This window comes from Natronosalvus vescus (genome assembly GCF_023973145.1).
GTDB lineage: Archaea > Halobacteriota > Halobacteria > Halobacteriales > Natrialbaceae > Natronosalvus > Natronosalvus vescus.
Genome location: NZ_CP099546.1, coordinates 2099678 through 2117536, shown reverse-complemented (window position 1 = coordinate 2117536; position 17859 = coordinate 2099678). Strand labels below are relative to the sequence as shown.

The following is a 17859-nucleotide window of genomic DNA, read 5'->3' as shown; positions in this document are numbered from 1 at the left end:
AATGTTGCCATCAACCCAGTCCTCGAGGCCTCGAGCGTGGTGAACGAAGTGACCGCCTGGAGCCAGCAACGGCGATCGATGCGACCGCACGGATCTACCGACGACAGTCGACGGCTGCGCCAGCGTACGTGGATCCGATCGTAACAACCCCGAGGAACCCGAACCGTGACGGCTATCCGTCGGCGCGCCAACGAGCAGCCAATGGCAGACGTAATCGATCCAGACCTCTACGCCCGGACGAAGGCCCTGCTCGAGCCCGGCGAGATCCAGCTCAACGGAGCGATCGTCCACACCGAGTATGGCTCTGATCAGGACGTCCAGATGATGCAAGCGACGATCGACGTGGGCGACGTCATCGCCGAACACGCCGGTCACGATCCGAAAGACTGCTTCGTCTACTCGGGGAACGACGATTCAGACTTCTCCTCGAACCAGCACCAGGGCCTGACGCTGGACGGCGAGGAGTTCGTCTGGGAGTGTCAGCAGCTGCTTCGCCAGGGAACCTTCGACATCGTCATCTACTACGAGGCGAGCGCCGACCACGAGGCGATCCTCGAGGGGATTCGGGAGCTTGGACACGAGGTTACCGGCGTCGAAGGCGACTGAGCGACGGCCGATTCGCTCGTTGTCACCGTCCCACCCAGTCCCGAGTCGCTTATGCCCCGTCCGTCCCGACGAACGGGTATGCACACCGACGTCGAGCTGACGACGCGCGAGCGGGCGGTCGTCAACGCCTTCCAGGGTGGCTTTCCCGTCGTCGAGTCACCGTTCGATCCCGCAGCCGCAGCGATGCGCGAAGCCGGGGTCGAGATCGCTGCCGACGAACTCCTCGAGACCGTTCGCGACCTCGACGAGCGGGGCGTCCTCTCTCGCTTCGGCCCCCTCGTCAACGCCCAGGAGATCGGCGGCGCGGCGACCCTGGTCGCGATGCACGCCCCCGAGGATCGCTTCGACGAGATCGTCGAGACCGTGAACGGTCACCGCGAAGTCGCCCACAACTACGAGCGCGAACATCCCCACCTCAACGTCTGGTTCGTCGTGAGCGTCGCCGACGAAGCCCGCGTCGATACGGTGCTCGAAGCCATCGAGGACGAGACCGGCCAGGAGACGTACAACCTGCCCAAATTACAGGAATTCCGCGTCGAGGCCAAGTTCTACGTCGACGGCCCACTTGCGGACGGCGGCCTCGATCTGACCGACCTCGGGCCCGCCGTCGAGCCGACCGACGCGACCACCCTGACGCCGGCCGAACGCGACCTAGTCCTCGCAATCCAGGACGGGTTGCCGATCACCGAGACGCCCTACGCCGACGTCGCCGCGGCGATCGACCGGGAACTCGAGTGGACGCTCGAGACGATCACGCGGTTCGAACGGGAGGGGAAGATCCGGCGTATCGGCGTGATCCCGAACCACTACGCGCTGGGGTACACGGAAAACGGGATGACGGTCTGGAACGTGCCCGACGACCTCGTCTCGACTGTAGGCCCCGAGGTCGCCGCGCTCCCGTTCGTCACCCACTGCTACGAGCGCCCGCGCCACGAGGGCGTCTGGCCGTACAACGTCTTCGCGATGACGCACGGCCGCAGCGAGGCCGAGAGCGACCGTCGCGTCGAGCAGGTTCGCGAAACGATGGCGGCGTACTGGGACGTCACCGAGGACGACTGGGACACCCTGTTCTCGACCCAGATCCTGAAGAAGACGGGAATCCGCCTCGCAGAACGAGCCGAGGCGAACACGCAGGCGCAGTGACCGTTCACCAACCCCCCTCGAGACGATGATCCCACTCTTCCACGATTTCACCGGCGCGACGGTACTCGTCTTCGGCGGCGGTTCCGTCGGGGCTCGTAAAGCCCGGCGGTTCGCCCGCGAAGCGACGGTAATCGTCGTCAGCCCGGACTTTATTGACGACGAGTTTGGCGCGAGCGAGTTGGTTCGTGCGGCGCCAGATCCAAAAGAGGTGCCGGCGTGGCTCGAGCGCCACCGACCCGCCCTGGTCGTCGCAGCGACCGACGACGAGGCGGTCAACGACGCGGTCGTCTCGGCTGCCCAGGAGCGAGGTGTCCTCGTTAACCGAGCAGACCGAGCCGGTGGCCGCGATCCGGGGAGCGTCGTCGTTCCGGCGACCGTCGAGGAACCACCAGTGACCGTCGCCATCGGCACCGGCGGGACGGCCCCAGCGCTCAGCAAGCACCTTCGCGAGGAGCTCGAGGAGACGCTCGAGGGCGCGGGGGAGATGGCGACGGTCGTCGCCGCGTTACGGCGGGAGCTCAAAGACCGCGGCGTCGAACCCGAGCGACGACGCGAAATCGTCACCGACATCGTCAAGTCGTCCGCCGTTTGGACAGCTTTACGTACGGGTACCTCCAATTGCCAGCAAGTGATCGAGGACGTGCTGGAAAACGAACAGGTCTTCGGTGGTGAGTCAGCGTGATTCGGGGTGGTGTCGTCTCCGGGATGCGTGTGACCCACGAAACGGGGAGTGTCGACGATATCGCGGCGGCGAGCCCCGAGAGCCAGCGCATCGCCGTCAGTACGTTGCTGTCGGCACCCGATATCGAAGAGGCATACGTGCTCTCGACGTGTAACCGAACCGAGGCGTACGTCGTGACCGCCGACCCGGCCGACGGCCGGAGTGCGCTCGAGGCCTTTTTCGATGGCGTCGACGACGACGTGCTCGTTCGAAGCGACCACGAGGAGAGTCTCAAGCACCTCCTTCGGGTCGCAACCGGCCTCGACTCGGTGATCCTGGGCGAGGATCAGATCATCGGCCAGGTTCGAACCGCTTACGAGGACGCCCGCACCGCCGGCGGCATCGGCTCGCTACTCGAGCGAGCGATAACAAAGGCGATCCACGTCGGCGAACGCGCCAGAACCGAGACGACGATCAACGAGGGCGTCGTCTCGCTGGGGTCGGCCGCCGCTCGGCTGGCCGCCCGCACCGTCGACCTCGAGGACGAACCAGCACTCGTAGTGGGTGCCGGCGAGATGGGGCACCTCGCCGCCCGTAGCCTGGCCGACGCCGGTGCCGGTGCGGTCGTCGTCGCGAACCGAACGATTCCCCACGCCGAACACATCGTCGAGGAACTCGCAGTCGACGGCAAAGCGGTCTCGCTCGAGTCGCTGGCGTCAGCCACGCGTGAGGCGGCCGTCGTCGTCGCTGCCACCGGCAGCCCCGACCCGCTACTCACGCCCGACCACCTCGGCGACCGTCGCCAGGTCGTCGTCGACCTCGGCCAGCCACGGGACGTCTGTCCCAGCACGGCCGACCTCGAAGACGTCACCGTCTACGACCTCGACGACCTCGAGGAGATCACCGCCGAGACCCGCGAACAGCGCCTCGATGCCTCCCGGGAGGTCGAGGCCATCGTCCAGGCGGAGTTCGACCTGCTCTGTGAGGGGTTCAAACGCGCACAGGCCGACGAGGTCATCGCCGCGATGTACGAATCGGCCGAACGGATGAAACAGCGCGAACTCGAGACGGCGTTCGCCCGCCTCGAAGGGGGCGAGGAGGCGTTTACCGACGAAAAGCGCCAAATCGTCGAAGCGATGGCCGACGCACTCGTCGGGCAGTTGCTGGCTCCGCCGACGAAGAGCCTCCGGGAGGCCGCCGCCGACGACGACTGGGCGACGATCAACACGGCGCTCCAGCTGTTCGATCCAGCCGGGCCGGAGATGGCGTTCACTGGGGTAACACACGACGGCAGTAGATCAGTCTCGAGCGCCGAATCCGACGTTTCCACGGGCATCACGGACGACGACTGATCGCCGCCGTCCCTCACCCGGGCACAATTGTTATTTCATTGGCTTCCGTTCGGAAGCGTATGACGGACGTGCTTTCCGACGACGAGATTGCCGAGCGCCTCCCGGAGGCGTGGGAACGCGACGACGACGAAATCGTTCGCGTCTACGAGTTCGACGACTATCTCCACGGCGTCAACTTCGCCCAGATGGTCGGCGAAATCGCCGAGGCCCAGTTCCACCACCCCGAGATCCGCATTCGGTACAAGGAAGTCGAGATCCGGCTGACGACCCACGACGCTGGCGGCATCACCGACAACGACCTCGAGATGGCCGACGTTATCGAGTCCGAACACGCGGCGTAGCGGGTAGTAATGGGCGGAACTACAGCTTCGGCAATAGCTACTGCAATGGCAACGGAAACAGCAACGGCTACAGCTACAACTACCTCGCAGGCGCAATCGGAATGCGAGGCGAGAGCGAACGGATAGCCATGCGCGCACGGTACGCCTTCCGAGTCACGATTCGCCTCGAGCCCGTCGCCGCGGACTGTAGCCTCGAGGATCCAACCGTGGAGCGTCGGTGCTTTCTCGAGGCCGCCGAGCCAGGTACCGACGGCTGGCGGCGGTTTCGCGAATTACTCTGGCGTGGCGAGCTCACCGACGCCGCCTACGGCCGAGCACTGTTCACCGAGAAGCTCGGTCTACCGGTCGAGGACGTCGAATTTCGAGCGTTTTACACCGACGAGGAGTACCTCGAGGCGCTCGAGGACGAAATCGAGGCCAACCTCGAGTCGTTCAAAGCCGAGAGTGTGACCGAGGTGCTCTCGAAGTACTTCGCCTCCTCGCTCGAGGTGGGGGTCGATCACGGGCTCGAGATGTGACAATGGGCACGAGACTGGAGTGCGGACTTCACCAGCCATCAGCCATCAACCATCAGCCACGGCGTTCAGCGTACACCCAGGCTGGACTACAACCGTTTCGAACACCACGAAAGCCTCTGCCCCTTTCGTTCCCACTCGTGCCGGCTGACCGACCAACCACTCCGGGTGGGAATGAAAGGGGCTGGCACGGTCGATCCCTCCCGGGCGACGAAAACACGCGAGCGAAGCGAGCGCGCACAGCGAGCCCCGGAGGGTTGAGCGGGCCAGGGGCTTTCGTGGTGGTTGCACCGCATTCCGAGTACTCGCAGTTGTATCTACACACGGCTACCACCACCCACCAACACCGTCAATCCGGCTACCACCACCCACCAACACCGTTAACCAGCCCGCGTGACAGAACTCGAGTATGCGCAGCTATCACGTCGCCTTTCTCCTGCTCGTCGTCGGGACGACCGCGTTCTTCAGCGTCCTCTCGCTGCTAAACGTCCGCTACGGGAAACGGGCCCTCGAGCGCGAACGGGAGTGGGTGACCGCACGACTTGGCTTCGACGACCTCGATCTGGTCGCGGCCTACCAGCGGGCGACGACCATGGTTTCACAGGTTCAGACCTGGGTCACGATCGCCCTCGTCCTCGCTGCACTGTACTCGGGTGCGCTCGCCGCCGCCGTCGACGCGCTCGAGGGACTCGGATACGGCCCGGTCGCCACCGGCGTCCTCTTTTTCGCCGGGGTCGTCGTCGCCCTGCAGGTGCTGTCGGTCCCGTTCGACGCCTACAGCACGTTCGTCGTCGAGGAGCGATTCGACTTCAACGAGCAGACGCCCGCCCTGTTCCTGAAGGATCTCGTCCTCGGGACGGTCATCGGCGTCGCCATCACGGCTGCGCTGGCGGCCGGCATCCTCTGGTTCATCTCGGTCGTCCCGACCTACTGGCCGCTGGCCGCCGTCGCCCTCTACGTCGCCTTCTCGCTCACCATGCTCGTCGTCTACCCGCGCGTGATCGCGCCGCTCTTCAACGACTTCGAACCGATCGAAACCGGAGAGCTCCGGGCGTCCGTCGAGAACGTGTTCGACCGCGCTGGCTTCTCCTGTGACGGCATCTACGTCATGGACGCGAGCAAGCGCTCCTCCCACTCGAACGCCTACTTCGTCGGGTTCGGCCGGACGAAACGCGTCGTCCTCTTCGATACGCTCGTCGACCAGATGCCCCTCGAGCAAATCGAGGCCGTCCTCGCTCACGAACTCGCCCACTGGAAACGCGCCCACATCTGGAAGCAGTTCGGGGTCGGCACGCTCCGGATCGGTGCCGTCTTCCTCGTGCTCTGGGCGCTGCTCGAGACGACCTGGCTGTACGCGATGTTCGGGCTGCCGGAGACGGCCTACGTGGGACTCGCGGTCGGGACCCTCTGGGTGCAGCCGCTGGCGAAGCTCACCCGGCCGCTCGAGAACAAACTCTCCCTGGCGCACGAGCGGGAGGCCGACGCCTTCGCGACGGACGTGATGGGAAGCGGCCAGCCACTGATCGAGGCACTGTGTCGACTCACCAGCGAGAACCTCTCGAACCCGTTCCCCCATCCGCTGTACGCCACGTTTCACTACACCCATCCGCCGATTCCCGACCGGATTCGCTACATTCAGGGGCTCGAGGACGCTGGCGAGGACGTATCGGCGACGGTGACGGGGTCTGACGAGCCCGCCTGAATGGGTCGGTGACGGTCAGAACCGACTGCCTCATTCGATCGTTCTGTCTTCGCCAAACCGACGCCACGTATTACACGTTCGTGATCGGTCGATCCGTGCGTGGTCGATACGTGCGTGATAGAACGGAGCCAGTCGGATGTATCTCAAACAGTGCAAACCGGCTCGTCCCTCTTTGCCACTGAGCGGTGAAGCGTCTCGTAGAAGGGGCAATGGAACAACCCTCCGAACGACGCTCGAGTGCACTGCCCACGGCGATCGTTCGCCGAACCACTCCGTGGGGATTTCCGCTCCTGTATCTCGGCTGGGCGTACGCCTGGTGGCTCCCGATTGTCGCCTCCAGCGAGTCGGTCTGGTCGTTCCCAAACGTGGTTTTCCTGCTCGTCGGCGGCTCGAGCCCGCTGCTGGCCGGCCTCTCGCTCCTGTGGCTCGAGTACGGTCGAGCGGGATTCCGCGACCTCCGGCGGCGACTGCTCGAGATCGATCGCATCGGCCTCGGCTGGGGGCTCGCGATCGTCCTCCTCTACCCGCTGTTCACCCTGGTGAACGCCGGCATCGCGCTCGCCGTCGGGGCGACGGCGACCCCGCTCGAGGTCGCGTCGCTCGATAGACTCCTCGATCCGGGCGCACTCGTGCTGTTGGTCGCGGTCGCCGTCCTGTTCCCGGCGATCGAAGAGATTGGCCTCCGTGGCTACTGGTTCGATCGGCTCCAGGCGCGCTGGAGCGCGCTCGCCTCGAGTCTGGTGCTGGGCGTCGTCTGGGCCGCCTGGCACGTCCCGCTGGTGTACATGACTGGCTACTTCGAGGGGACGACGTTCCAGCCCGACCTGTGGTGGTGGCTGCCCAGCATCGTCCTTACGGCGATCGTCGGCACCTGGATCTACAACAACACCCGGCGGAGCGTGCTCGCGGTCATCGTCCTCCACTTCGTCGGCAACCTCACCGGCGAGACGATGGGGTTCTCCCCGGAGATGTACCCCGCCGTCGTGCTGGGTATCGCCGCCCTCGTCGCGATTCTCGTCGTCGGCTGGAGCCCCCAGTCGCTTCGTGGCTGGGGGACGGATCGGCCGGTGTCGCCGCTCGAGGAGAAGCATACCGAGCAGGCACGGAGCGAATTGGCCTGACAAGGCCCCTATCGGCGCGCAGCGTCCTGAACGAGGGTGCCGACGACCGATCAGAACTCCTCGGCCGGCGGCGCAACCCCCTCGTCAGCATCGCCACCGAGTTCGAACTCCGCACGAACCTCCCGGAGCCGATCCCGGATGTCCGCCGCGAGCTCGAACTCGAGGTTGCTCGCCGCCTCCTGCATCCGCTCCTCGAGTTCGGCGGCGTAGCGTGCGGCGTCGTCCTCGTCCGCGAGTTCCCGTCCGGCGACGCTCGAGGTGTCTGTCTTGCTCCCCGGCAGGTTGGTCTCGCCGACCGCCTTCTCGATGGTCATCGGCTCGTGGCCGTGTTCTTCGTTGAACTCACGTTGGATCTCGCGGCGACGGCGCGTCTCGTCGATGGCCGACTCCATCGCACCCGAAACTTCGTCCGCGTAGAGGATGACCTCCCCGTTGACGTTGCGTGCGGCCCGCCCCATCGTTTGGACGAGCGTAGTTTCCGAACGCAGGAAGCCCTCCTGGTCGGCGTCCAGAATGGCGACCAGGCTCACCTCGGGGATGTCCAGCCCTTCCCGGAGGAGGTTGATCCCGACGAGGACGTCGATTTCGCCCAGACGCAGCGAGCGAACGATCTCGTGGCGCTCTAAGGTGTCCGTCTCGTCGTGCATGTAAGCGACGTCGACGCCCGCTTCCTCGAGGTACTCGGTGAGATCCTCGGCCATCCGTTTGGTGAGGGTGGTGACGAGAGTGCGCTCGTCGCGCTCGATCCGGTCGTCGATGCGATCCATGAGGTCGTCGACCTGCCCCGTCGCGGGGGCAACCTCGACCTCGGGGTCGACGAGGTGGGTGGGGCGAACGATCTGTTCGACGATCTGGTCGCTCTCCTCGCGTTCATAGTCGCTGGGCGTCGCGGAGACGTACAGCGTGTTGTCCGTCCGCTCCTCGAACTCCTCGAACGTCAGCGGGCGGTTGTCGTAGGCCGTCGGCAGGCGAAACCCGTTGCCGACCAGCGAGTCCTTCCGGGACTTGTCGCCGGCGTGCTGGCCCTTGATTTGGGGGAGGGTGACGTGGGATTCGTCGACCACGGTGAGGAAGTCGTCCGGGAAGTAATCGAGCAGGGTGTACGGCGTATCGCCCGACTCCCGGTCGTCGAGGTACACCGAGTAGTTCTCGATCCCCGAGCAGTAGCCGGTTTCCTCGATCATCTCGAGGTCGAACGTCGTCCGCTCCTCGATGCGCTGGGCGGCGATGAGATCGCCTGCCCGTTCGAAGTACGAGATCCGCGAGTCCAGGTCGGAACGGATCTCCTCGATCGCTCGCTCGAGGCGCTCTTCGGGGATGGAGTAGTGTTCCGCCGGGTGGACGAGGACGGCCGGTTCGGTGGACTTGACCTCGCCCTCGAGCGGGTCGATCTTGAGCATTCTATCGATTTCATCGCCCCAGAACTCCACGCGGACGGCGTAGCGGCCGTACATCGGGAAGATCTCGATGGTGTCGCCGCGGACGCGGAACGTCCCGTTGGTGAAGTCGACGTCGTTGCGCTCGTAGTTCAGGTCGACCAGTCGCTTGAGGAGTTCGTCGCGGCCGACCTCTTCGCCGACCTCGAGGCGCATCGCCATGTCGACGTAGTTTCGCGGGTCACCCAGCCCGTAGATGGCCGAGACGCTCGCGACGACGATGACGTCGTCCCTGGTGAGTAGCGATCTGGTGGCGGAGTGGCGTAGTCGATCGATCTCGTCGTTGATCGAGGCGTCCTTGTCGATGTAGGTGTCGGTCTGTTCGACGTAGGCCTCGGGCTGGTAGTAGTCGTAGTAGGAGACGAAGTACTCGACGGCGTTGTTCGGAAACAGGTTGCGGAACTCCTCGTAGAGCTGAGCCGCCAGCGTCTTGTTGTGGGCGATGACGAGCGTGGGCTGTTGGATCTCCTCAATCACCCACGAGACGGTGTTGGTCTTCCCCGATCCCGTCACGCCGAGGAGGGTCTGGCGATCCATCCCGTCGTCGAAGCCGTCGACCAGTTCCTCGATGGCCGCGGGCTGGTCGCCCGCCGGCTCGAAGGGCGCATCGACCGCGAACGGTTGGGCGGCATCGGGTCGATCCGGCTGCAGGGGGCCTCGAGTGTCGCTCATTGTCTATCTCGAGGCAGGGTCTCGATCCATGTAAGCCGCTCGTCTGCGTCCGTCGCGAAAACGGACGGTGTATCTGCAGACGAGGATCGTGAATGAACGCGACGAGGCCGGTGGAGGAAACGAGGTCGGCTATAGCAACAACTGAAACGGTTTACACACTGATCGCCGATCCCTCAGGCGATCAGGTGTGTACTGACTTGCAGTGGCTACTATAGTGACGATACGTGCAGCATCCGAACGCGTTCGCCGGCGACAATCCTCGCATCGACCACCACGCATTTGCCCCTCCTCGTGGTCGGACGGATATGACCAGTCAAGACGCCGATCTACAGCGAGCACGTGACGAACTCGAGGCAGCCGTCAAAACGGCCGACGACGACGTTCGCGACGACCTGCGGGACGTCGCGGCCGCGTTTTCGGCGCTCACCACGACCGACCGCGACGCCGACCACGCCACGTTCGACGCCCATCTCAACACGCTGCGACAGGCCGGTACCGATGCGACCGGCGAGACCGCCGACCGGCTCGAGGTCGCCCTCGAGCACGCCGAGTCCTACCGGACGGGGCTCGAGCAGGCCTGAGCGGTTCGAACGGATCGAAGCGATGGGGCTCGAGCGACAGTCACCGAAACGAACGCACTCGAGTGGCAACCGCCAGTGTCTCGAGGAGACGAAAACGCCTCTCGATGAAACCGAAACGGCCGTACGGAGCGCCTACTCCTGTTGAGACAGAAGTACGACCGGCTTACACTCCAGACCATCGCTCCGTATGGGAACCAAAACCCGGTAACGCACTTATAACAATAGCGGTATGGCCCCCTCGAGTCAGGTATGCAGTCGTCTGCTCACGGACGTACGGACAGGGCGAGCGTGATCGTGCCGGGGATCACGGCACCGAGCACCGTCGCCTGCCTGCGTTCGCTCAGTCCTCACGGGATATACACGATCGTCGGCTCGGAACATCGGACGACACCCGCTTCCGTCTCGGCGTACTGTGACCGGTTCATCACCCTTCCCGACCCTCGCTCCGATCTCGAGACCTACGGCCAGACGCTTCTCTCGCTCGCCGCCCGGCCCTCGGTCGAAACCATCATCCCGGTTCGCGAAGAGGACATCTACGTCCTCGCGGCGAACAAAGCCGAGTTCGCCGAGGTGATCGGGACGCCGTGGCCGGATTTCGAAACGCTTCGGCAGGTGCAGGATCGCGTCGAACTCTTCGCCGCGGCCGACCGGGCAGGCGTTGCCACGCCCGAGACGACCCTCCTCGACGAGTGGGACGACTGGTCTCGCGAGACGATCATCAAACCACGATACACGGTCGCTGCCCCCGAGTATCTGGGACACGATTCCGACCTCAGCGACATCGGATCGACCGTCTATCACGAGCCGGGGACGCCACCCGCCGTCGAGTCTTCCATGAACGAGTGGGGCCAAGTCCCGATCGTGCAGGAGTACGTCCCCGACTCCAGCGAGTACGGCTTCTTCGCCCTCTACGACGAGGGCGAGCCCGTCGCCACCTTCCAGCACTGCCAGAAACGGGGCTACAAGTACAGTGGTGGACCCAGCTCCTACCGCGAATCGACCGACATCCCCGAACTCGAGGAGGCCGGACTCGCGCTGCTCGACGAACTCGAGTGGCACGGCCTGGCGATGGTCGAGTTCCTGCGCGATCCGGACACTGGCGAGTTCAAACTGATGGAGATCAATCCCCGCTTCTGGTCGTCGTTGCCGTTTTCCGTCCGGGCGGGCGTCGACTTCCCCCTCCACTACTGGGAACTGGCGACGGGCGAGCCGATTACGGCCGACGGCGATTACGAAGTCGGCATCGGCGGCCACCTGATTCGCGGCGAGCTGTGTTACCTCCACAGCATCGTCGCCGACGACTTCCCCCTGGTCGAACGGCCCGCACTGACGACGGCCTGTAGCGAGGTTGCGCGTTCCGTGGTGGCCGAACCGCGATTCGATTACGCCGTCGCGGACGACATCAAACCGTTCGTCCAGGACAGCTGGAATCTCGTTCGCGACGCCGTCGGCGAACAGTTTCGAGCCGTCTTCAGCGACGAGTCAGCGGGATCCAGCCAGCCGGTCGTTACGGCACCGCTGACGGAGGCCGACACCGACGGCGGGACGCCACGGGCGGCGATTGCGGATGGCGATGGCTCGAGTAGCGATCACGAACCCTTCGAGGAACAACACGGGCAACCACGGTGAGGGCGGGCTGGCGACGTCTGATTCAGTGTCGGCAGCGACGACCGATTCGGTGCCGACAGCGGCGTTACCGTCGGTACCGCACCAGGATCAGTACCCCAGCTCGAGCGCCCAGTTCGCCACGAGCGCGACGAGCACGGCGGCGAGGAAACCGGCCAAAATCGTAAACGCGACGTCCCAGCCGAGGAGGTCGGCGAACAGTCCCGTCCCGACGGAACCGAGGGCACCGATGACGCCGTAGACCGTTCGCACGAGGCCGAAACCAGCGCCGCGTTCGGCTTCCGATAAGTTGTCCATCACCCGCGGCAACAGGGCCGCCCCCCAGCCCAGTCCCGTTCCGACGAAGAAAATGGCGACGAGGAGCGCGAGCGTGCCGGAGACGAACACGAACAGCAGGAGGCCGATCGAGCCGAGCACCATACAGCCGACGGCGGCGAGGTCGCGGCTGTACCGGTCGGAGACCGCGCCGACACCGACCTGCGTGATCGCTTGCACGACGAAGTACGCCGAGAAGACGATTCCCGCGAGCGTCTGGCTCTGGCCGCGGTGTTCGATGAGAAACGTCGGGAGGAAAGAGGCGACCGCCTGCCAAACGAACGCACAACAGATTGCCAACACGACGGTGAACGCGATTGCCGGCCGGGAGAGCAACTCGAGGAGCGGCTCGAGTTCGAAGCGTTCGCGCATTGGCTGGTCGGGTCGTCGCGGCTCGGTCGGTTCGACCCGCCAGGCGAACAGGACGTAGATCGGGACGGCAGCGACGACGCCGATTGCGATGGCGTACCGCCACCCGAAGTTAACGGCGACCGAGGCGGCCAGCGCGGGGGCGATCAGACCGGCTAGCGGGCCACCGCCGTTGTGCATCCCGATGGCGAATCCAATGTTGTCGTAGGTGCGGGTGAGCAGCGTCGTCGCGACGCTGTAGTGCAACCCGGCGAGCGCACCGAGGGCGAGCGTCGCGAGCAAGAAGACCGGGAACGAAGGGGCGAGGGCGATGAAGAGGGTTGTGACCGCCGTGCCGCCGATCGCGAGGAGGATGACGGGGCGTTCACCGTACCGATCGGCGAGGATGCCACTGGGGAACTGTGAGAGAAAGTACGTCATCCAGAGTCCGGAGAGCGCCACGCCGACGACGGTGTTCGAGACTGAAAATTCCTCGACGACGTCGGGGACGACCGGGCTGATCACTAGACGGGCGACCATCGTCGCGAAGAAAGCGAGCGTACAGAGCGCGAGGACGGTGTCCCGGTAGCGCCAGCGAGTCAGCACATCCATCGTGTGTCGTGGGGGCATCCCCGAGTGTAATTCGCGACTCGAGAGGCCTGTCTATCCACGTATCGCCCCGTACACACAAAGAACGCGTCGATAGCGGCAGACGCTGAGGGCGCGTCGAATCGGGCTACCCGGTCCATGGTTCGATCGTGAGGGGGAACCGATATGCCAAACGCGAGCAGCGGCTAGCGAATTGTTGGACGGGCGTGATTACTGGAGCTACCGAGCGTGAACACCACGAATATCCCGCGTAACCTGGCTCAAAAGGGGTTAGATCCAGTTGACCGGCAGTTCCTCGGCCTGGTCGTCGATCGCCTCGAGAAGCGGTCTGACGTCCTCGAAACGAGGGCCTTTCGTTACCTCGTTGGAATCACGATCCCAACGGATAAACCCACAGTCTGCCAGCTTCGGAAGATGCGTGTGGTACAGCGCCACGTGTGATTCGGTCGTCTGCTGCTCGACGGCGCCCACAGCGAGCGTCCCACCGTCCGTTTGCGGGGAGGGGACGAGGAGATCCACCAGTATCCGACGGCGCTCGATATCCGATAATGCCTCGAAGAACGCGTCCATATCCATATGGAGGGCCAGTACGCAGGGAAAAATCATCGCCAAAATAGTTTGGAGTTTTGGGTCTTCGACACGGGGGCACTCCGACTGTCAGAGCCGACCAGGCTGGCGTCGCGTCTGTTGTCGGCAGTCGCCACCCGTTGCTGCACGCATTGCGCCGCCCCAGTTCGCCGACGCCGCACAAACGCACTTGGTGACTCGAGCCCTCGACCACCGTATGAGCCCACCACGAATCCGCGTCCTCTCGACGGGTGGAACGATCGCCAGTACGGCCGATAATGGCGAGAAGATCCCCTCCGAATCGGGATCGGCGATCGTCGAAGCCGCTCCTGGGATCGACGACGGCCTCTCACTCGAGGTCACGGACGTCTGCCAGGTCTCGGGGTTCCAGATGGACGCCTCGACCGGGAACGAACTCGCGGATGTGGTCGAGCGGGCCGCTGCGGAAGGGGTCGACGGCGTCGTCGTCACTCACGGCACCGACACGATGGCCGAAACGGCCTACCTCCTCGCATCCGTCCTCCAGGCGAAGATTCCGGTCGTCTGCACGGGTGCCCAGCGATCGTTCGACCAGCTCGGTACCGACGGGCCGACGAACCTCCGACTGGCCGTCCGAACGGCAGCCGACGATCGGTTTCGACGTGCCGGCGGCGCGTACGTGGCGTTCAACGATACCGTCCACGCGGCTCGCTACGCCACGAAAACCCACACCAGTCGCCTCGAGACGTTCCAGTCACCGGGGTTCACGGCGGTCGCCGAGCGCACGCCGAACGGCCTGCGGATCCTCGAGAACCCGAGCGTACCCGTCCCGCGATTCCCGGGCGGTCGGCTCGACCCCGACGTTCGCATCATGCTCGTCACGAACGCCCTGGGCGTCGACGGCTGGGCGCTCGAACGGGGCCTCGAGGCGGACGCCATCGACGGGGTCGTCCTCGCCGGTACCGGCCTCGGGAACGCGACTGCCGAACTCGGCGGGGCGCTCGAGACCGCCCTCGACGCGGGAGTGCTGGTCGTCCTCACGTCTCGATGTTACGAGGGAACCACTGCGGGCGTCTACGGCGGGCCCGGCGGGGCGGCGACGCTGCTCGAAGCCGGTGCAGTTCGTGGCGGCGACCTCTCGGCGTGGAAAGCCAGGCTGACGCTGTGGCTGGGGCGTTCGGAGGGGTTGGATCTCGAAAGCGTTCGGTCGACGTTCGAGTCGCTCGAGTAGTCCAGCAAGGCGACCGGCGTCCGTGATCCGCCGCTCACTCCTCGACCCGGAAACCGTGGTCTCGGAGCAGTTCGGGTACTCGACCGCGGTGATCGCCCTGTAGTTCGATCCGCCCCTCTTCGACCGTCCCGCCGGTACCGAGCGCTCCCTTGAGTTCCGAAGCGGTCGTCTGCAGCCCCGATTTGGGGAGGTCGAACCCCTCGATGATCGTCACGGGCTTGCCGTAGCGTCGTTTCTCGACCCGGATCGAGAGTACCTGCTCGGCGACCGTGAGATCGTCCTGGGCATCCAGTTCGTTGAGTAAGTCCTCGAGATCGTCTGGCACAACGCGTGCTATGTTCCCAAGTGACAAAGACCTATCCCGGCAGCCGACGCGTGGTCAGAGCCGATCCTCGAGCAGGCGGGCCGTCTTCTCCCCGATGCCGTCGACGCTCCGGAGTTCCTCGACGCTCGCCTCCCGCACGTTTTCGACGCTGCCAAAGCGACGCAGCAGGCGTTTTCGCGTCTCCGGCCCGATGCCGGAAACGTCGTCGAGCACCGTCGAGACGTCGTCGCGCAGCGTCTGGTGGTACTGTACCGCGAACCGGTGGGCCTCGTCTCGCACCCGCTGGAGGAGGTGCAGGTGGGGCGCGTCGTCGGGCCAGTCGTACTCCCGGTCGGGTGTCACCACCCGCTCTTCGGCTTTGGCGAGACCGATCGCGGGCACGCTCCAGCCGACGTCCTCGAGGGCCTCGAGCGCCGCCTCGAGCTGGCCTCTCCCGCCGTCGATCACCAACAGGTCGGGGTCGGGGCGGTCGTCCCGCCCCTCGACGGCGCGGCGGGCGCGCCAGGCGATCAGCGTCCGCATGTTGGCGTAGTCGTCGTTCTCGTCGGTCAGTTTCTTCCGCCGATAGGCGCTCTTGTCGGCACCCCCGTCGACGAACGCGACGTTGCTCCCGACCGCCGCCGTTCCCTGGGCGTGGCTCACGTCGAACCCCTCGAGGCGGCGAGCCCCATCGAGTCCGAGCGCGTCGGCCAGCATCCCGCACTCGTCGCGTCGCCCCACGTTCTGGCGGGCGTTCTTCAACGCCAGGTCGACCAGCGTCGCCTCCCGTCCGGTGCCGGGCACCCGCACCGACACGCCTTCGGCATCGAGCCAGGCCGCGACCTCGTCGTCCTCGTGGCGTTCGGGGAGCAACAGCGCGTCGGGGAGGCGTCGCTCGGCGTAGTACTGGACGAGAAACGCCGCGAGGACGCCCGGCACGGCGCTGTCCGCCTGGTCGTCCGTCCGTGGGGCCTCGAGCGTGTGACGATCGCGCTCGAGGAGTTTGCCGTCTTCGGCCCGGAGTCGGGCGACGGTGGCGTCCTCGCCCCGAATTGCGACGCCGATGACGTCCACCACGCGTTCGTCGCCGATGGACTGGACGGCCGCGTCGCCATCGCCGTGGAACGCCTCGACGGTCTCGAGTCGGTCGCGGAGGTGGGCCGCGCGCTCGAACTGTCGGTTCTCGGCTGCCGTCTCCATCTCCCGTCGGAGCGGGTCGGCGAGCACGCCCGTCTCGCCCTCGAAAAACCGGATCGCGGACTGGACGTCTTCGCGGTAGTCCTCGAGGTCGATCTCGCGGGTGCAAGGGGCGGTACAGAGCCCCACCTCGTAGTCGAGACAGGGACGATCTCGACCCGCGTACTTGTGATCCGAGCAGCCCCGCAGGCCGTAGGTCTCCCGGATTGCTTTGACGACCGTCTCGAGGCGACCCTTGTCGGTGAAGGGGCCGAAGACGGTCGTCGTGTCGGTGCCGGCGGCCGCGCCACCATCGGCTCGAGCCGTGTGCTCCGGATCCCGCGTGATCTCGATCCGCGGGGCCTCGTGGGCCGTGAACTGCACCATCGGGTAGGACTTGTCGTCTTTCAACCGGACGTTGTACCGCGGTTGGTGGCGTTTGATCAGGTTCGCCTCGAGCAACAGCGCCTGGGTCTCGGTGTCGGTGACGGCGATTTCGATATCGTCGGCGCGCTCGACCATCCGACGGATCCGGGCGCTCCGCGGGTCGGCGTAGGAACGAACGCGCGAACGGAGGTCGACCGCCTTGCCGACGTAGAGGGTCGTCCCGCCGGTTCGAAACTGGTAGACGCCGGGCTCACGGGGGAGGTCGCTCGCCCGCGCTCGAAGCGTCTCGCCGTTCATCGGCTCCCCTAGCGTGGCGAGCGATTTCAGTGTACCGTCCGCGCTCGGCAGGGCTTCGGGAGGCGACCTCGATCGAGCGACCAGCTCGAGGGAATCCAATTCGACCGACGATTTCGCGAGAATCCAACTCGAGTAACCACTTCGGGGCGACCCCAGTCGCGCAATCCCGAGACCTCGAGGCCCTGCCGGGCGGCCCTCGAACTCAACCTCACGAGTGCGCGAAAGACGTTTCCCAGCGGCACTCGAGGAGGCCAGTATGACCGACACCACGTCTACGACAACTGCCGAAATCGTCCTCTTTCCCGGCTTCGACGAACTCGACGCCATCGGCCCCTACGAGGTGTTTCAGAACGGTACCGAGGCGGGTGCCGACCTCGAGACCCGGCTCGTCACCCTCGAACCGACCGACCGCGTACACGCGAGTCACGGTCTTATCATCGTTCCCGACGGCACCCTCGGGAGCCCGGACGTGCTGGTCGTCCCCGGCGGCGGCTGGACGACCGAAGACGGCGGCGTCCGACGGGTGGTGAACGACGGCAACCTGGGCGAAGCCGTCGCAACGCGACACGAGACGGGCGCGACGGTCGCCTCCGTCTGTACGGGTGCGATGGTGCTCGCCCACGGTGGCATCCTCGAGGGACGACCCGCCGTCACCCACCAGGTCGCCCTCGAGGATCTGGCGGCGTTCACGGACGTCCACGATGCGCGCGTCGTCGACGACGGCGATATCCTCACCGCCGGCGGCGTGACGTCGGGGATCGACCTGGCGCTGTGGTTCCTCGAGCGCGAGTTCGGTGCGGACGTGGCGACGGCGGTCGCAACGGAGATGGAACACGAGCGCAGTCGAGATGTCGTCCGAACGGGGAACTGAAAGCGTTCCGGCGTGATCG

17 protein-coding genes are annotated in these 17859 nt (G+C 65.5%); 12 read left to right on the top strand and 5 right to left on the bottom strand.

Annotated elements, in window-relative coordinates:
- The first annotated feature begins 201 nt into the window (after positions 1-201).
- The 8 genes from NGM68_RS10075 (at position 202) to NGM68_RS10040 (ending at position 7441) form a co-directional block, all read left to right on the top strand.
- Positions 202-606 (top strand): DUF5778 family protein, encoded by a 405-nt coding sequence (locus NGM68_RS10075; protein WP_252698001.1) that lies wholly within the window; start codon positions 202-204, stop codon positions 604-606.
- Between the two features lie 78 nt (positions 607-684).
- On the top strand, positions 685-1749 hold the full coding sequence (gene ahbB, locus NGM68_RS10070) for a siroheme decarboxylase subunit beta (protein ID WP_252698000.1): 1065 nt from the start codon (positions 685-687) through the stop codon (positions 1747-1749).
- 25 nt (positions 1750-1774) lie between these two features.
- Positions 1775-2431, top strand: a complete 657-nt coding sequence (locus tag NGM68_RS10065; protein ID WP_252697999.1) for a precorrin-2 dehydrogenase/sirohydrochlorin ferrochelatase family protein — start codon at positions 1775-1777, stop codon at positions 2429-2431.
- Complete coding sequence (hemA, locus tag NGM68_RS10060) at positions 2428-3762, top strand: glutamyl-tRNA reductase (protein ID WP_252697998.1); 1335 nt, start codon at positions 2428-2430, stop codon at positions 3760-3762. The genes NGM68_RS10065 and hemA overlap by 4 nt, the downstream gene beginning before the upstream one ends.
- A 59-nt stretch (positions 3763-3821) precedes the next feature.
- Entirely contained in the window at positions 3822-4103 is a 282-nt protein-coding gene (locus NGM68_RS10055; RefSeq protein ID WP_252697997.1) for a 4a-hydroxytetrahydrobiopterin dehydratase, read from the top strand.
- A 101-nt stretch (positions 4104-4204) separates the two neighbouring features.
- Positions 4205-4621: an LWR-salt protein gene (gene lwrS / locus NGM68_RS10050; protein ID WP_311136036.1), complete on the top strand. Its 417-nt coding sequence runs from the start codon at positions 4205-4207 to the stop codon at positions 4619-4621.
- 406 nt (positions 4622-5027) lie between these two features.
- Positions 5028-6320, top strand: a complete 1293-nt coding sequence (locus NGM68_RS10045; protein ID WP_252697996.1) for a M48 family metallopeptidase — start codon at positions 5028-5030, stop codon at positions 6318-6320.
- A 209-nt stretch (positions 6321-6529) separates the two neighbouring features.
- Positions 6530-7441 carry a CPBP family intramembrane glutamic endopeptidase gene (locus tag NGM68_RS10040; RefSeq protein WP_252697995.1) on the top strand — a complete coding sequence of 304 codons (912 nt, stop codon included), beginning with the start codon at positions 6530-6532 and terminating at the stop codon, positions 7439-7441.
- A gap of 50 nt (positions 7442-7491) precedes the next feature.
- Here NGM68_RS10040 and uvrB read toward each other — a convergent pair whose 3' ends face one another.
- Positions 7492-9549, bottom strand: coding sequence for an excinuclease ABC subunit UvrB (gene uvrB, locus NGM68_RS10035; protein ID WP_252697994.1), 2058 nt, complete (start codon positions 9547-9549; stop codon positions 7492-7494).
- 305 nt (positions 9550-9854) lie between these two features.
- On the opposite strand from uvrB, the gene NGM68_RS10030 reads away from it, so the two are divergent.
- Positions 9855-10130 (top strand): DUF7553 family protein, encoded by a 276-nt coding sequence (locus tag NGM68_RS10030; protein ID WP_252697993.1) that lies wholly within the window; start codon positions 9855-9857, stop codon positions 10128-10130.
- A 249-nt stretch (positions 10131-10379) separates the two neighbouring features.
- Positions 10380-11759: a carboxylate--amine ligase gene (locus NGM68_RS10025; RefSeq protein WP_252697992.1), complete on the top strand. Its 1380-nt coding sequence runs from the start codon at positions 10380-10382 to the stop codon at positions 11757-11759.
- Between the two features lie 87 nt (positions 11760-11846).
- Here the strand turns inward: NGM68_RS10025 and NGM68_RS10020 are convergent, their stop codons facing one another.
- Entirely contained in the window at positions 11847-13031 is a 1185-nt protein-coding gene (locus NGM68_RS10020; RefSeq protein ID WP_252697991.1) for an MFS transporter, read from the bottom strand.
- 267 nt (positions 13032-13298) lie between these two features.
- Positions 13299-13604, bottom strand: coding sequence for an ArsR/SmtB family transcription factor (locus NGM68_RS10015; RefSeq protein WP_252697990.1), 306 nt, complete (start codon positions 13602-13604; stop codon positions 13299-13301).
- A 208-nt stretch (positions 13605-13812) separates the two neighbouring features.
- On the opposite strand from NGM68_RS10015, the gene NGM68_RS10010 reads away from it, so the two are divergent.
- On the top strand, positions 13813-14805 hold the full coding sequence (locus NGM68_RS10010; protein ID WP_252697989.1) for an asparaginase: 993 nt from the start codon (positions 13813-13815) through the stop codon (positions 14803-14805).
- Positions 14806-14839: 34 nt separating this feature from the next.
- On the opposite strand, the gene NGM68_RS10005 is transcribed toward NGM68_RS10010, so the two are convergent.
- Both NGM68_RS10005 and NGM68_RS10000 read right to left on the bottom strand, forming a co-directional pair.
- Positions 14840-15130, bottom strand: coding sequence for an SUI1 family translation initiation factor (locus tag NGM68_RS10005; protein ID WP_252697988.1), 291 nt, complete (start codon positions 15128-15130; stop codon positions 14840-14842).
- A 54-nt stretch (positions 15131-15184) separates the two neighbouring features.
- A complete protein-coding gene (locus NGM68_RS10000; protein WP_252697987.1) occupies positions 15185-16969 on the bottom strand; it encodes an excinuclease ABC subunit C in 1785 nt (594 codons plus the stop codon).
- Between the two features lie 256 nt (positions 16970-17225).
- Between NGM68_RS10000 and NGM68_RS09995 the strand changes: the two genes are divergently transcribed.
- Entirely contained in the window at positions 17226-17840 is a 615-nt protein-coding gene (locus NGM68_RS09995) for a DJ-1/PfpI family protein (protein ID WP_252697986.1), read from the top strand.
- The last annotated feature ends 19 nt before the right edge of the window (positions 17841-17859 follow it).

Coding starts and splice junctions, on each gene's coding strand:
- NGM68_RS10075 (WP_252698001.1), top strand. CDS start 202: ATGGCAGACGTAATCGATCCAGACCTCTACGCCCGGACGAAGGCCCTG.
- ahbB (WP_252698000.1), top strand. CDS start 685: ATGCACACCGACGTCGAGCTGACGACGCGCGAGCGGGCGGTCGTCAAC.
- NGM68_RS10065 (WP_252697999.1), top strand. CDS start 1,775: ATGATCCCACTCTTCCACGATTTCACCGGCGCGACGGTACTCGTCTTC.
- NGM68_RS10055 (WP_252697997.1), top strand. CDS start 3,822: ATGACGGACGTGCTTTCCGACGACGAGATTGCCGAGCGCCTCCCGGAG.
- lwrS (WP_311136036.1), top strand. CDS start 4,205: ATGCGAGGCGAGAGCGAACGGATAGCCATGCGCGCACGGTACGCCTTC.
- NGM68_RS10045 (WP_252697996.1), top strand. CDS start 5,028: ATGCGCAGCTATCACGTCGCCTTTCTCCTGCTCGTCGTCGGGACGACC.
- NGM68_RS10040 (WP_252697995.1), top strand. CDS start 6,530: ATGGAACAACCCTCCGAACGACGCTCGAGTGCACTGCCCACGGCGATC.
- uvrB (WP_252697994.1), bottom strand. CDS start 9,549: ATGAGCGACACTCGAGGCCCCCTGCAGCCGGATCGACCCGATGCCGCC.
- NGM68_RS10030 (WP_252697993.1), top strand. CDS start 9,855: ATGACCAGTCAAGACGCCGATCTACAGCGAGCACGTGACGAACTCGAG.
- NGM68_RS10025 (WP_252697992.1), top strand. CDS start 10,380: ATGCAGTCGTCTGCTCACGGACGTACGGACAGGGCGAGCGTGATCGTG.
- NGM68_RS10020 (WP_252697991.1), bottom strand. CDS start 13,031: ATGGATGTGCTGACTCGCTGGCGCTACCGGGACACCGTCCTCGCGCTC.
- NGM68_RS10015 (WP_252697990.1), bottom strand. CDS start 13,604: ATGGATATGGACGCGTTCTTCGAGGCATTATCGGATATCGAGCGCCGT.
- NGM68_RS10010 (WP_252697989.1), top strand. CDS start 13,813: ATGAGCCCACCACGAATCCGCGTCCTCTCGACGGGTGGAACGATCGCC.
- NGM68_RS10000 (WP_252697987.1), bottom strand. CDS start 16,969: ATGAACGGCGAGACGCTTCGAGCGCGGGCGAGCGACCTCCCCCGTGAG.
- NGM68_RS09995 (WP_252697986.1), top strand. CDS start 17,226: ATGACCGACACCACGTCTACGACAACTGCCGAAATCGTCCTCTTTCCC.